12 protein-coding genes and 3 CRISPR repeat arrays are annotated in these 15051 nt (G+C 28.2%); of the genes, 2 read left to right on the forward strand and 10 right to left on the reverse strand.

Going from position 1 to position 15051, the window contains the following annotated elements; translation table 11 throughout:
- Positions 1-1020, reverse strand: a 1020-nt coding sequence (locus ACJDT4_RS23085; protein WP_406789978.1) for a T7SS effector LXG polymorphic toxin, incomplete at its 3' end; no start/stop codon positions are given.
- 203 nt (positions 1021-1223) lie between these two features.
- Between ACJDT4_RS23085 and ACJDT4_RS23090 the strand changes: the two genes are divergently transcribed.
- Positions 1224-1358, forward strand: a complete 135-nt coding sequence (locus ACJDT4_RS23090) for a hypothetical protein (RefSeq protein WP_406789979.1) — start codon at positions 1224-1226, stop codon at positions 1356-1358.
- A 768-nt stretch (positions 1359-2126) separates the two neighbouring features.
- Positions 2127-2419: a CRISPR direct-repeat array (repeat unit 30 nt; unit sequence ATTTAAATACATCCTATGTTAAAGTTCAAT).
- Positions 2420-2628: 209 nt separating this feature from the next.
- Here the strand turns inward: ACJDT4_RS23090 and cas2 are convergent.
- The 8 genes from cas2 to ACJDT4_RS23130 all read right to left on the reverse strand — a co-directional run bounded on the left by cas2 (position 2629) and on the right by ACJDT4_RS23130 (position 11248).
- Positions 2629-2913 carry a CRISPR-associated endonuclease Cas2 gene (gene cas2 / locus ACJDT4_RS23095; RefSeq protein ID WP_406789980.1) on the reverse strand — a complete coding sequence of 95 codons (285 nt, stop codon included), beginning with the start codon at positions 2911-2913 and terminating at the stop codon, positions 2629-2631.
- On the reverse strand, positions 2913-3920 hold the full coding sequence (gene cas1b / locus ACJDT4_RS23100) for a type I-B CRISPR-associated endonuclease Cas1b (RefSeq protein WP_406789981.1): 1008 nt from the start codon (positions 3918-3920) through the stop codon (positions 2913-2915). Before cas1b ends, cas2 begins: the two co-directional genes overlap by 1 nt.
- Before the next feature lie 97 nt (positions 3921-4017).
- On the reverse strand, positions 4018-4512 hold the full coding sequence (cas4, locus tag ACJDT4_RS23105; RefSeq protein ID WP_406789982.1) for a CRISPR-associated protein Cas4: 495 nt from the start codon (positions 4510-4512) through the stop codon (positions 4018-4020).
- On the reverse strand, positions 4509-7091 hold the full coding sequence (cas3, locus tag ACJDT4_RS23110; protein WP_406789983.1) for a CRISPR-associated helicase Cas3': 2583 nt from the start codon (positions 7089-7091) through the stop codon (positions 4509-4511). Before cas3 ends, cas4 begins: the two co-directional genes overlap by 4 nt.
- A 9-nt stretch (positions 7092-7100) precedes the next feature.
- The gene (gene cas5b / locus ACJDT4_RS23115; RefSeq protein ID WP_406789984.1) at positions 7101-7841 is read right to left on the reverse strand and encodes a type I-B CRISPR-associated protein Cas5b; all 741 of its coding nucleotides are present in this window, start codon (positions 7839-7841) and stop codon (positions 7101-7103) included.
- Between the two features lie 3 nt (positions 7842-7844).
- On the reverse strand, positions 7845-8807 hold the full coding sequence (locus tag ACJDT4_RS23120; protein ID WP_406789985.1) for a type I CRISPR-associated protein Cas7: 963 nt from the start codon (positions 8805-8807) through the stop codon (positions 7845-7847).
- Positions 8800-10539 carry a type I-B CRISPR-associated protein Cas8b/Csh1 gene (gene cas8b, locus ACJDT4_RS23125; protein WP_406789986.1) on the reverse strand — a complete coding sequence of 580 codons (1740 nt, stop codon included), beginning with the start codon at positions 10537-10539 and terminating at the stop codon, positions 8800-8802. The genes ACJDT4_RS23120 and cas8b overlap by 8 nt, the downstream gene beginning before the upstream one ends.
- Before the next feature lie 13 nt (positions 10540-10552).
- Positions 10553-11248, reverse strand: coding sequence for a CRISPR-associated endoribonuclease Cas6 (locus tag ACJDT4_RS23130; RefSeq protein ID WP_406789987.1), 696 nt, complete (start codon positions 11246-11248; stop codon positions 10553-10555).
- A 292-nt stretch (positions 11249-11540) separates the two neighbouring features.
- A CRISPR array of direct repeats spans positions 11541-12032; the repeat unit is 30 nt; unit sequence ATTTAAATACATCCTATGTTAATGTTCAAC.
- Between the two features lie 810 nt (positions 12033-12842).
- Here ACJDT4_RS23130 and ACJDT4_RS23135 point away from each other — a divergent pair.
- A complete protein-coding gene (locus ACJDT4_RS23135; protein ID WP_406789988.1) occupies positions 12843-13088 on the forward strand; it encodes a hypothetical protein in 246 nt (81 codons plus the stop codon).
- Between the two features lie 150 nt (positions 13089-13238).
- Here the strand turns inward: ACJDT4_RS23135 and ACJDT4_RS23140 are convergent, their stop codons facing one another.
- The gene (locus ACJDT4_RS23140) at positions 13239-13412 is read right to left on the reverse strand and encodes a hypothetical protein (RefSeq protein ID WP_406789989.1); all 174 of its coding nucleotides are present in this window, start codon (positions 13410-13412) and stop codon (positions 13239-13241) included.
- Between the two features lie 409 nt (positions 13413-13821).
- A CRISPR array of direct repeats spans positions 13822-14306; the repeat unit is 29 nt; unit sequence ATTTAAATACATCCTATGTTAAAGTTCAA.
- The last annotated feature ends 745 nt before the right edge of the window (positions 14307-15051 follow it).

Below are 15051 nucleotides of genomic sequence, written 5' to 3' on the forward strand. Positions count from 1 at the left end.
ATCTTTCACACCATTCGGGTCATATAAATATATTATTGCTAACTGCTCCGGAGATAATTTTAGTTTTTCATTTGCATCCGCTTTTTCCTTATCATGTACATCTTCGGGAGAGAGCGTAAACTCACAATTGGGGTCATTTAATCGACTTCTTACAGCAGTCATATCAGCACCAATATAATTCCATGTTATATTACCTTTGGCAAATACTATATCTTTATTTGCTTTTACATTAAATTCAATATTGTACAACTGTTCCAACGATTTTTGTAACGAATACTTGTCTAATACACTTTTTAATTTGGCATCTTGTGCTTTTTTTTGTTTTTCTTTTTCATCTGCAGATTTTATTGATGTAAACCAAGATTGATCAATTCCCGCTGGCAATGTATAGCTTCCAGTTTTTGAATCGACAACTGTCTCATTCAGTACTGTTACACTCTGCATAACGAGCTTAAAATTATTCAAATCATCATTGAACAACCCATTCACTGCCGAATTAAATTTATAAAGTTTTCTCAGTTTATCCTCAATTTTATCCAAATCTTGTTGAAGGCTTTCAGAATAATTTTCAAGAGACTGTGCAGCTTCGCTAAGCGATGATGCAACAGAATACAAAGACGCCGCGTCAGCTGCTGAAGCCATTGCTCGCAAAGTACTAGCGGTATCATCTGTTGCTGCTTTAATTTCTTGTATTGATCTCTTCTTAGCATTGAGCTTGTCTTCATCTAGCACACCTTCGCCACTAACTTCTTCATTTGCACTCTCGTACTGACTAAGATGCTTTTTCATGTCATCAAATACAGAGGAAGCTCGATGAATCGTTGGAATAATCAATGCTGAAAATAAATCTTTTCCTGCATTAAACGCCGAACCATCTAAGGCCTTACCTGCTCCGATAGAACTTGTTAGCCTCTTACTTGCACTGACCAAATCCTCTAGTGCTACTTTTGCTGAGCCAATATTCGCTCTTAAGCCACTTATCAAATTCTCAGAATCTGAACTTGAATAAATTAATCCCATGGTAGTCCATCCCTTTCTTTTTGAAGTGTGAGCACTAATTTCTATTTCAATATTAGACTCGCATGAGCCTACTTGATTATATCAAACAAAATTGTAATTTATATACTTTGTTTCTATAATTATATTACTTTTTAATTTAATATTCAATGTTACTAAATTTATTATTAAACTCATTTTTATATATTAAAGCTAGGAGAAGTTCTATGAAGGTTAATATAAAAGCTTTGATTGAGGTTGAATATATAAAGTACAAAAATGATTTGAGTGAGAAAGAGCTGGAAGAATTAAAAAGAGTTATAGAACAGGCTAAATGTGAAAACTATTGTAATTGCAAATAAAAAAAAAGATTGATAAGCTTGTACTTATTTTTATAAACTGAATATAAGCTACCTTCTCAGTTAATAATACTAGATGAGGAGGTGGCTTATATGAAATTTAAAATAAGCTTTAGCATTAACCCTATAACGGTAGTCATTATAGTTGCTTTTGTCTTGTTATTGTTGAGTTAATGTAATATTTATTAAAAGTAGATGTGCCTAATGCATCTGCTTTTATTTTGCCTAATATCAACTTTGCATAAGTTTTTTATATTATTTATTAATTACCTATAATTATATGTTACTTTAAAAATTAAACTTATAGTGTAATTCTTAAAATAGTATTTTTGTGCTATAGGTTACATTTATATTATTATCATTTTTGAAGCTTTTATACAATGATTTTATATATTATTTATTAGATAAATTTATTATTGCCTAAGATAAAGGCTTTTCGCACTCTTCTTCTACCATAAAATAGAATTCTTTAAAAATATCATTTGTCTATATTATAATTACGATTTATGAGATTTTATATAAGGCTCTGTATCAATGCGGCTTTACAGCTTTTTAAACAAAATAGTGATTTTCAACATTTTATTTATTATTTATTAAACTTTATTATGGCCAGATTTTTATTTATTATTTATTAGACTATTGAAAAAAATAATATAAGTTAGGATAATATGTATTCAAGCATAGTATTCTAACTTGTATCGTCTATTTAAATTTATATATTTTTCATTAAATCCTTGATATATCTAGTCTTAAATCATATCTATCTTTTATGTGTAAATACATCTTATGTTAATGTTCAACCTTTGGAGAAGATGGAAATAGAGTTGTGGCTGATACATTTAAATACATCCTATGTTAAAGTTCAATATAACGATTAAAGTTTGTCCTTCACGCCCCTTTTTGATTTAAATACATCCTATGTTAAAGTTCAATCCAGTAACCACACCACTAACAAAATCCGGCTTAGATATTTAAATACATCCTATGTTAAAGTTCAATCCACCTAAGTTTGGAACTTTAGTTCATTTGGAAAAATTTAAATACATCCTATGTTAAAGTTCAATGCCTGTAAATAAGCTATTCTTTATTTTCATTATACTCTCTTAAACCGCATTAATGAAGACTTTCCTTAAAATTTTTCCAACCGATTTTCATTTTTTCAAAAAAACATATAAAAGGTGCTTCAAAGCATTGATTTGCAATGGATCGAAGCACTTTAATTTATCCTATCGGTTGGAAAAATTCATTTGATTATAGTGAACAACATTGTAATTTAAAGTATTAAATCCTCTGTATTTTTTTCATTTATACCTAAGGTTTCCTCGTCAAAGCAATCACCATTTATGAGCTTTATTATTGTTACAAAATCTGTGCCTTCAATTATTTTATTAATTTCATTTTTTAATTTTATTAGATTAGCTGGAGTTATAGCACCTCTAAATACAGAATTTTGGTGATGATGAAAATACTTCTTACATACCTTAAACACCTTGTTCACTCGCTTTTCATTCACATCGTAAAACACAAAAGCATAATTAAAATTAAAGTTTTTCCGCATTAAACCATCTCCTTCAGGCTAAAGGGCTTAAATTCCTTACCTTCAAGTATAAATTTTATAAGCTTGTATCCATCCAATTTTATTGCAGTTTTATAGGATATCTTTCTCTTTAATTTATTATGCTGAAAAACTTCATCAAATCTTTCCTCTATGGCTTGTACAAATACCTTTTTTCCAGCAGTATTTAATAGACAATAATTATATTTTCTATCAAAATGCTTTGTAACCTGAAGCCTTTTGGTATTAACTAACTCGAATATAGTTTTATACACTATTGCTGGCTTAAATACCTCCGATAAATCTAAACTTAATGAAAATCTACCCTCGGAGGGTTCGTGTAAAAAACTTATAGTTTGATTTAAATGAGTATTGTAAATTTCAGCTACAGTTTTAGAATACAAAATAGAATTACCAAATGAAATAAGAGCGTTCATATGATTATCTGGTGGTCTCTTTACCATTTTGTTAAATACAAAGTCCTTTGGAAGAAAATATTTAAAATCACCGTAAAACCTTTGCCAGGTTTCACCTTCCACTCTAAGTATCTGCTTTATATTTATCTTATCATTTTGCAAATACAAAGGGACAGCACTTTTTATCCAGTCTAAAGTTTCCTTAAGTTCACTTTTACCATGTCTATAATAATGATATAAAACCTCATATATATTATCTGCAATTCCCTGTACAAAAGCTTTTGCTATTACATTCCTTTTATTTAAGAAAACCTCAGCTTGCTTTATAGTCAAATTCCCACTTACAAGATTCTCTTTAGGATAAAAGGTTCCGCTGTAATATCCGTAATAATTAAAAAAATGAATTGTAATACCTGCTTTAGCTGCTAAATCCAAAAATTTGCTGTTGACATTTACTTCATTCATACAGTATATTTCTTTCACTGATTCTATAGGTAAATAAGAATTACCCTTTTGATTTTTCAATAATATAGAATTATCTTTTCTTTTAATATCTCCCATGCTCATAATATATTTTGTTCTACTGCTCACCATTTCCACTTCCTCATCAGCTTATTTTATAGATTGCTAATTATCCACAGAAAGCTACCCCCCTCTAAAAATCAAATGATTTAAATTTCAAAATCACCTGCTATACATAACAGTACTCATAATACGCACACTTTTTGCATTTCTTAACTTCATAAGTTTTAGGCGGCATATCGATTTCTAGAAGTTCTTCCATACCTATCTTTAATTTTTCTAATTCTTTTTCTAGCTCTTCCGTAAGCTCAATATATATTATTTTTTTCTTTTGCTTGTTTTTTTCTTCAAATTGAATTTTGCCTTTTCTCTCAATGCCTTTGTCTTTTAATATCTTCAAATATAAGAGCACCTGCCACTTAACAGCTTCTATATCCGCATCCGATTTTTTTATTTCAACAAGATATTCATCAGTTATCTTATCTATTTTTACATTATCTATTGAAATTTCAGCATTCTTTTTACCCTCGCTTTTAAGCTCATGAAGAATTTTACCAATGCGAACATCCTCACTGTTATCTTCAAGATTTATTCTATTTCCATGAAGCCAAAATTGACGCTTGCAGTGAAAGTAGTAATTTATTAGAGTTCCATTTATTTTCATAGAATATCACATCCAATTGTTTCACTTCTATTTAACTTATCCCTATCAAACTTACCTTCTGTAAAATAATCTTGTCCATTTTTTATATAATATATGTTTCCAGCAAAATCATTGTATGAAATAGATAAATGCTTTACCTTGTATATAAAATAATTCATCTTTTCATTTACTATAGAAAGCTTAACTTTCTTTTCAGCATACCCAAGGCTGTTATCCTTTAATAGCTCAACGTATTTCTCCCAAACCTCATACCCATTTAGGATTTCACCATTTTCAAGTTCTATATTTCTACTTAAAAAAATTTGATACTCCTTATCCTCATCTTCTATAAGCTGCATTCTTTTTTCTATACCCTGAAAATCTAATTTTAGAATCATTTCTTTTCTAAATTCATCAATATTTCTATCATTTTCTTTGCTTAAGCCTTGTTCTATTCTGTCCATTACTAAATCATAAAATTCAGAGAAATCTTTGTTTACTAGCATATCCCTTATTTCTTTATTTAGAAGCGTAATGTCTTTTTCTTTTCTATAATCTCCCTTATAAACATAAGTAGCTTTATCTAGATTAAAAAAATATACTGTGCAGTCCTCTTTTTTACAGGAACGATTTATTCTCCCAAGAAATTGCTCCTCTGCATCCAGTATAGATATATCCTTAAAACCGATGTCCATATCAATATCAACACCAGCCTCTATAACCTGTGTTGCCACAAGAATTATATTTTTTTCTGTTTTAACCTGTTTTATTATTTTATTTCTCTCTGCCTTATTATCATCACCAGTTATAAGCAGCAGCTTCCTTTTTATTTTTTCACTTTTACTTGTTTCAATCAAAGCTTTAAAGAAATCCATAGAAGTATTCTTATTTATAAATTCAATTAATATATTCTTATTAGAATTCTTTGATATAGATATAACTTTTTCTTTTATTTTTTCCATTGGAGCTTCTTCATTTAGCAATGAAAAATCTAATTTAACTCTATTCTTAAAAAGTGGATTTTCAAAGTAGTTACCTCTATTTTTAATTAGCTTCACAAAGCTCTTATCTGAATCCGTTAGTTTATCAAGCCTTGGAAGAGTTGCAGACATTATTATTATTTTAATATTTAACACTTCAGCGTATTTTTTTAAGAATATAATTATTTCCTTCCAAAGATTATTTCTATAACTTTGTATCTCATCTAGAATAATTATACTGTTTGCAAGATGTGATATTAGGAACACTGCTTCTCTGCTGTTTCCAAATAAGTGTGTAAATAGATTTACGTGCGTGGTTAATACAATAGGATAATGAAAAAATTGTCTATCTAAAAGTGATTTGTCATAATCCACCTTTTTCTTTAACTCTTTATTATATATTTCTTTACCGTCCTCTTCTTTATCCTCTGTCATTATTGGTGTTATAGAATTTATAACCGCTATTTCTCTTTCTATTTCCTTATTGCTTTGAAATACATCATCTAGAGATTTTTTTGTCTGCTCTACTAAAGTATTAAACGGAAATATATAAAAAATCTTATTTAAATTTTTACACTTTTCAAGTAATTTAAAAGCTAGATTTATTGAAATATTTGTTTTTCCAGCTCCTGTAGGTGCTTCTAAATAAAATATATTTTCATCAATTGCTTTTTCTAAATTTTCCTCTGCCTCCAAAAACATTTCTGTTCTAAGTCTATTTATATCATTTTTCTTAAAAGGGCTTTCTCCATTTCCTTTTAAATATTGTTTATGAAGCTGTATTTTTTCATATATCTCGCTATTTTTATAAATAGAGTAGTACTTATTTATATCTTTAATAGTACCCATATAATCTATTTTTTTGCCAGTACTGTAGTTTGAGGTTGCATAAAAATCAGAAGCTGTAAGAAGAGAAAAAAGAAGCTTTGAATAAATATATACTTCAATTGATTTCCATTTTTCGTTCTTTTCAAAGTCCACCATTGCCTTTTCTATATTTTTATATACTTTTTCAAAAAAGCCCTCAGATTTTTCTTTGAGTTTCCCTTTATAGCTTCTATATAAAATTGCTTTTTCTCTATAATCACTAAATGCATCTAAAAACTTTTTTTTAAACCCTGAAAAATTTTCTAAAGTTCCATGATGCTTTGATATAATGTAAGAATTTAAAGTTAAAAACAAAATGATTATGCTTGAACTACTTTTTTCTATGCCCTTAACCCTTTCTAAATAATAATCAAAATATATGCATGCAGAAAGCATTGAATGTTTAGAGTGCACAGTAAGAGTATCTATATCCTTAAATTTCTCATTTTTCATTTTAAAAAGCTGAAATTGTTCATTAACCTTACCAACATCATGCATATATATTGCATTGACTATTAGTTCCTTCCAAAGCTCTATTGCCAATTTATCTGAAGATTTAAAAAAGCTTTTTTCAAGCCGTAAAAACACATCATCTAAATTTTTTTCTTTGCAAAGCTTTAAGAAATAACTGTAGACTAAATCTATGTGAGCTTTAAGCTTTTCTCTTCCATCTTCCTTTAAATGAGCATAGAACTCGTTTAAATCAGAAATATTTTTCTCTATATCAAATTTTTTTACATCCTCAAAGTACATGACTGCCTCCTAAAATAAAAATAGATCTTTATCTCCAAACGAATAAACCTTGCATCTCTCTTTTAATTCAAGTCTGGCATTAGTAAATACCATTTTCTCTGTTATATATTGATTCGTGCTTTCCTCTAGAAGTACAGGCAATCTTTCTTCATATTTCCAAATAACCTCTTCTTCTTCAAATAAATCTAAGCTATCATTCTTCAATATTTCGAAATACTTTTTAAAAAACAGGCTGTGAAGCTTATCAACCTCTTTTTCTTCCTTAAGTTCTACTTCTTCTACATCTTCTATGTCAGCAAAATGATCATTTTTTCCAAGATAAGGTATAAAAACAAAACTATTTTTCTTAAAGCTCTCCGCTATTTCATTGCCATAAATATTTGAATTTAACTCCACATATATTTCCCAACGAGGTTTTTCAAGCCACTGCTCTGTAACTATTAGATTCCCTCCTGCTTCTTTTGATGCATATCCAACAGAATTATTAAAGCTCTGCACCCTTTTAGGAATATATGCCCTTTCATTTAATGGCACTATAGCTATTTTTATATCCTTAAGCTTTTCATAAAACTCTGGATAGGCACCTTTTTTATCCTGCTGATTATAGCCGCCAAAGCCCAAAGCAGCACCCAGAATACCTAAAACCGCTATTTTGTGAATATTTCCATAGGTAAAATACAAATATGTATTCACGTCTGGTTTCTTAAAAAAAGCCGTTTGTCCTTTCAGTGTAAATTTTAAAGCCTTCATATTTTAGAGCACTTCCCTTGTAAAAATATTAAAATGCTTTGCTTTTTCTAGCTTATTTGCAAATTCAGTTGTTAGTGGATTATAGTATACTTCAATACTTAAAATTCTATCTGAAACCTTGCTTAATATGCTATCAAAACCTAAATTTATAATATTTTTACTTTCTCCCTTTTCAAAATATATATATTGAGCTAAGTCTGGCAAATATAAATCTTCTTTTGTCTCAATAAAGATTGCAAGTTCATTTTCACAACCAAGCTTAGCATTTGTATTAAAGGCTGTTGCTGATATTATTGCAGCTTCTTTAAATTTATTGTAGTCATCTTCTGTATATCCTTCTGTAACCTCCATTTTCACATAATCTTTATAAGCAAGTGGATTGACTACAAAAGGATAAAAGTAATGTGCTTCGCTGCTTACAATTTTAGTTCCCAAAGTAGTTGAATTAGCAGCTTCTTTATCGTCTTCTCCTCCAGTATTATTTTTCTCTTTGCTGGCATCTCTAAATGGTGATAATATTTGCTGCTCCTCAACGCTTGTATCTTCATATTTATTAAAGCCCTGACCTATTTGCACTGCCCCTGTTATAGCTATATTGTTTCCTTCTTCAGCAAAGGTCGCTCCAAAATTTTTTACATCCACTGCGCTAAATAAATTTGTGATAACTTTTTTACTATCCTTTTCCTTTTTTAAATCCTTTACTTCAAATATCTCTTCATATCTTTCTTTAAGAGATTTGGGTCTAACCTTTACGCCTTCTTTTTTATCCTCTTCAATTTTCAAGGATTTTATATACAGCACCTTTTCTCCTTTTTCATCCCACATTTTTTTCATTGGATATTTTAGTGCTTTATCACTTCCAAAAATTTCTCCATTGAATATAGACTTTGGATGCCCACTAAAATCAGCATTCCAATTTGCCATAACAGATTTTATTCCTATAACCCCGTAAACTCTTTTATTCATTATCTTTTCCTCCCTCAGCTTCGTTCTTTTTATTTTTCTCATATATCAAGTTGCTGTAAAGATAACCTGCAACAAATAAATTTTCATTTAATTTACCTTCTGGTATATATCCTAAAATCATTGAACCTAGATTGTTAAATCTCTTATTATCTTTTTTTATTGCATAAGAATATTTTTTAAATAATCTAATTATCTCCCCATTCAATCTTTCATTGCTTTTACAATTTAATATTGGATTTATAAGTGAATGCATCTTTTTACTTGATTTATTTAGAGATATTAAATAACTTACTGCTTGACCAACAGCAAAATAATATTCATCATCTTGTTCAATACTAATTTCATCACGATTTTCACTATTGATTTTTTTTCTAAGCTTATCTGCCAAACCTTTTAAGATATCTGCCATGTTTTTCACTCCTTCAAAATATTCTAGTACCCCGCACCTAAGGTTATACTGCTCTTTTGCTCTTATTAAATTATTATTTGTAATTGAGTTCTTTATTAAAGTCATTGTTAACTTACCAAAGCTCTCCCTTATTACACTGGGATTACCCTTATGAAACCATGTAAAAAAAGCTTCTCTATAAATCAGCAAATTTTCCTTAACCCTAAAATCATTTAGTCTTATATCTTTTGGCTTCGTAAAGTAATTGTTAGACAGGAATTTATTAAATAAAACTGCATTTATGTTAGCTTCAAGCTCCTTAAGATTTTCTATTTTGTCATGTTTTAAAGCTGGTTTCACATTTTTATAGTCAATTGGTACAATCATCTGAATTTTTAGATTTTTTATTTTAAATCTCATTCCTACTATATTGTCAAAATCATGAATTTCAAGTTCTTTTCCCTTTTGTATCCTTAAAAAATATCCATTAAAATCTTCTTCTAGGAATTCATCTTTAGATAAGCATTTTATTTTATCATCACTTATATAGACATTATTTTTTCCTTGGTTTGCATTATTCATTAAGTAATCAAAAAACTTTTTTTGTTTACTTACATCTTCAGTTGATATTAAATATGGAAGTGTGTTTTTGCGTGATTTATTTTCAAGATATGGTTTTTTAGCATTTAAACCCATATTATCATTAGGAAGTCCATAGGTTGTACCACTAATATTTATGTTATACTGAGTACTGTTATATATATTGGGAATCACATATTTTTTACTTTCTCTTCTGTATTCCTCAATATCAGCTTTAAAAAATATTTTAAGATAATTTTTTTCCTTATTTCCTTCTACAATCAAACTTTTTATATGTTCTTTAATCCACACTTTATTTTTTTGCAATTTCTCTTTATTTACTTTACCGCAGCTTTTTTCAACTTCCTCATACATAATTTTTTTATTTTTATCTTTTTCATATTTTTTCATGGGATTTAAAAGTATATCATAGTATGTATCTATAACATCTTCTGTGAGCTTTGTATTTATGTTGTCTTTCTTTATAAAAAAAGACAGATAATTATTGCTGTGAATTATTTTATTAGGATCAATCGGCTTATTCATATCAATTAACTTCGATAAATAATCCATTTCAGCAAATTTATCATAATAATCATAGGTCTTATCATTATTTTTCTTATTAACCTTAAATTCTTTTTCTATATCTCCATTTTCATTTACCAACAAATAAGTTCCTTCACTTAAATAGTAATCATCTAAGATATAATTTTCTTTATCTGCATCGTAAATACTATAAAATTTATCCATACAATCCTTGAGCATGTCTTCTCACCTCCTACATCAATTTGTAGTTTACATAACCATTTCCCCTAGCATTCATCTCTAGAACTCCTACACCAAGTGCAAAATATGAAAGTTCTTGTGCTATTGAGTTATTTGCTACATATAAAGTCACTTTATCACCAAGAAGTTTAACATTCTTATAGTTAACTGATATAGGCTTCTTATTGTTAAATTCAATCAAGTTAAATATTTCCACGTCTTCACTAAGCTTTTTACCAGTAGCCCGAATATATTTTTTTATCAAATTGTCTGTCAATCTTTTTTCAAATTCCTCTACAGAATGATTACTTTTCCAATAGCCATCTTCAAACTTTTCTATGCATGTAGTAATGCTATATAGTTTTTCTATGCATCTTCTAGGAACAACTCTTTTTTGTACTGTCAAAACCTTAATTTTATCAGTGTATTCATTAACAAGTACCTTTTCAAAATGACTGCATAACTTTTCATCTACCGTTCTTATTTGAAAACTATATATTCTACCTTTAAAGTAAATTTTATTTTTTTCGATTGGGTACAAAGCATTAAATACATATTTTTTATAGGCATTTGTTTCGTGAAATTCTGCCAATTCTGAATTTTTAATAAAGCTTTTATCTATTAGTTCTGCTATTGACTGAAGAACATCTTTTTCTTCTATACTTTCAAGAAGATATGTTTTTATAGAAATTTCATATACTTTGAGCAATTTTGTTCACCCCCTTATAATATTAAATTCTCGATTCCATAAGTTATTTCTATTGAGTAAAAAAATTATGGAGGTACATCATTTGTTTATTACTCTTAAGTTTTTTGTAAATCACCTTATAATTATATTTTATATCTCCATAAATGGAATTTCAATACTATTTTTTTAAAAAATATATAAAGAACTTTGATGTAAATAAAAAAAGAAACAATCATATATTTTTTATGACCATCTCTTTTTTATACATTTTATGTTGATATTCAAACTCCAATAAAAAATAGATAAAAAACTTATTTAAATACATACTATGCTAAAGTTCAATTTAAATTTCACTTAAAGAATTATCGAAAAAAATTATATTCAAATACATCTTATGTTAATGTTCAACGAACAACCTAGAACACTTGCAAATTTTGATAATGTATCATTTAAATACATCCTATGTTAATGTTGAACAGTATTCATCAATAAGCTTTGAAAGAATAGTATTAGATTTAAATACATCCTATGTTAATGTTCAACCTGGATTAAAAAGAGGTTTTATGATAGTAAAGACAAATTTAAATACATCCTATGTTAATGTTCAACTTAATCCCGATCCCGACGAACAAAGTGCACGAAAAAATTTAAATACATCCTATGTTAATGTTCAACACAAACAATGGATTTGAGTTTGTGACTTCAGCAATATTTAAATACATCCTATGTTAATGTTCAACTCTTCCATTACAATTTCCACCCCTTTATAAAAGCGATTTAAATACATCCTATGTTAATGTTCAACTACTGTAAATAAGCCATTCTTTATTTCCATTATACTCTCTCAAGCCGCATTAATAAAGACTTTCATCGAAATTTTTCCAACCGATTTTCATTTTTCCAAGAAAGCATATAAAAATGCTTCAAAGCATTGATTTACAATAGATTGAAGCACTTTTACCTATTCTGCCGGTTGGAAAAATCAAAACTTTTAATATATATTTTTAAAGAATCCATTATACCATAATTACTTTCTTTACTTTTTAAAATTTAACTACTTATACTTCACTTTTTCCAACTACAGCAACTAAAATCGATTTAAGTTCTGACTCTCTCACGCTTTCGCTTTATTATCTTACTACCATTAATTCATCACTGCCAAGTATATTTTCATACTTTTGGACCATTTCCTTGGCTGATGATAAATGTTTCAAAATATTGCTTTTCGGATAATTGAAGTACTTTTATATATTTTGCCTGTTAAAAAAATTCATTCTATATATTCACTTATCACCCTATTTCACAGTATATATACAACAATAAATTGTTCTTTAATTTCTCTTAAATTGGTTCCTTAACAATAACATCTTCCACTCTTTTAAATATTATCGAAACTCTTTTTCCAATTTGATTCATTCACTCATACATTTCATATATTCTAATAAAAACTTGTTTCTTGTATAATATATACCTATCTTCATCTTTTCAATCTTCACTATATTAGGAAGTTTGTCCACACTATAAAATTAGCTAAACTTTTAAATTGATGCATATTACTGAATATTAAAACAAAAATAGGATATAATAATACAACATTAAAGGATGGTGAATTATTTTGGATAAGTTAAGCATAGTTGGAATTCTTGTTGATAAGAGAACAAAGTCTGCACCGCAGGTTCAAGAAATACTAACCAAATACGGTGATAGTATTATTTCTAGGTTTGGAACCCATGACCCAGGTGAAAGGGAGCATGGACTTATAACTTTAAACTTCCGTGATAAAGAAGAAAAATTAAATGCTATGATTCACGATTTAGAAAATGTCGATGCCGTAATAGTAAAAGCCATTGAAATGAAGTAACCGTAACTCATTAATTTTTAATAATTATAAAAACACACAACCTTTACATATCAACATAAAATGCTGCATGAAGGCTGCGTGTTAATTTTTTATAATTAGATTCATCATTTATTAAATGTAATGTGAAAGATTTTGAGATTTTAAAAACTATTAATTTCTTTTAACTATCCAAAACATTCTGTTATACTGTTCATATTGTGGATAATAAATTTCTTCATAATGTTCTATCTCAAATTTTCTTTTAAAAAGTTTTGTCCATTCCTCTGTTGTGTTATTTAACAAAATCAACCCGTCATCAAGCAAATTACCCTTTATAACTTTCATATTCCATTATTTGTTCCTTTGTTATATAAGGATTTAATTTAACTAAAGCCTTACCCTTAGCTTTTAAAATTCTTTCTACCTCATTCATTAAAATTTCTGCATCATATGGATATAAATTATCTATAATATTAGATAAAACCACTGCATCAACATAAGCGGCATCTATATTTTTTAATACATTAATGCCACCTTATTTATTTAATAGCTGAGCATTAGGTTAACGACGCATATACGCTCTCGCGCAAACTCTTATTTATTTTATTATAATACATTGATTTGGGCGCTATTCTTTAGATAACTGAGTATTCTGTTCATGAAGTCATATGCGCTCTCGCGCAAACTCTAGATGTGTACATCTTATGTTAAAGTTCAATGTATTTTCTTTCCATTTATCATTAGCATCTATTCGATTTAAATACATCTTATGTTAAAGTTCAATTCTTTATCATCACATTTATTACTTTCTATTACAATTTAAATACATCTTATGTTAAAGTTCAATACTATTGAAAGTGTAAACAATGGCAAAAATTATATATTTAAATACATCTTATGTTAATGTTCAATGTTTTACCGCATCCGCTTTGCCCAGATACTAAAACAATTTAAATACATCCTATGTTAAAGTTCAATTGGAGGCAGTGCACATATAAGTGCCAAGACTTATTCATTTAAATACATCTTATGTTAAAGTTCAATCTAACAAGTGCTTGGAGTTCTTTACATTCAACATATTTAAATACATCTCATGTTAATGTTCAATACATAACAACATTAGCTCCAAAGCCATTTTTACCTATTTAAATACATCTCATGTTAATGTTCAATATGAGCTATTAGTCCTTTGTATGGACAAAGCAATAAATTTAAATACATCTCATGTTAATGTTCAATGCCTGTAAATAAGCCATTCCTTATTTTCATTATACTCTCCCAAGCCGCACTAATAAAGGATTTTCTTGAAATTCTTCCAACCACTTTTCATTTTTTGAAAAAAGTATATAAAAAGTGCTTCAAAGCATTGATTTACAATACATTAAAGCACTTTTATTTATTCTACCGGTTGGAAAACTCCACACCATTATTTACTTTTTACACCTAATCTTCAAAGTAATGAGTATTTTGTTCTTGAAGTCATATGCACTCTCGCACAAACTCTAGATGTGTACAGCTTATGTTAAGATTCAGAAGGTTTTAGTCAAGTAACCTCCAGATTTAAATACATCCTATGTTAAAGTTCAATTATTCCAGGATATCATTTTATGGAAACCGCACAATCATTTAAATACATCCTATGTTAAAGTTCAACATGTAATGGTGCTGCATTAAATCATTATGAAACTAATTTAAATACATCCTATGTTAATGTTCAATGAAAAACTTACTTGATACAATATATCAAAATTTCAAATTTAAATACATCCTATGTTAATGTTCAATTCCCCTCAACATCTATCTTTTTTTAACGGGTTTACTTTAGAGGTGCAAATAGAAAATTTACAGACACTTTTGCAATGACTTTTACAACAAAAAACCTATGCTTTGACCAAAGTTTTAGCATGGGTTTTTACATACATTTAGTTATTGATGGACAATATGAAGATTGCGTATTAACTCAACTACAAGTAATGCCGTTTTT

Origin of the sequence: Clostridium neuense (assembly GCF_045310695.1) — a bacterium.
GTDB lineage: Bacteria > Bacillota > Clostridia > Clostridiales > Clostridiaceae > Clostridium_S > Clostridium_S neuense.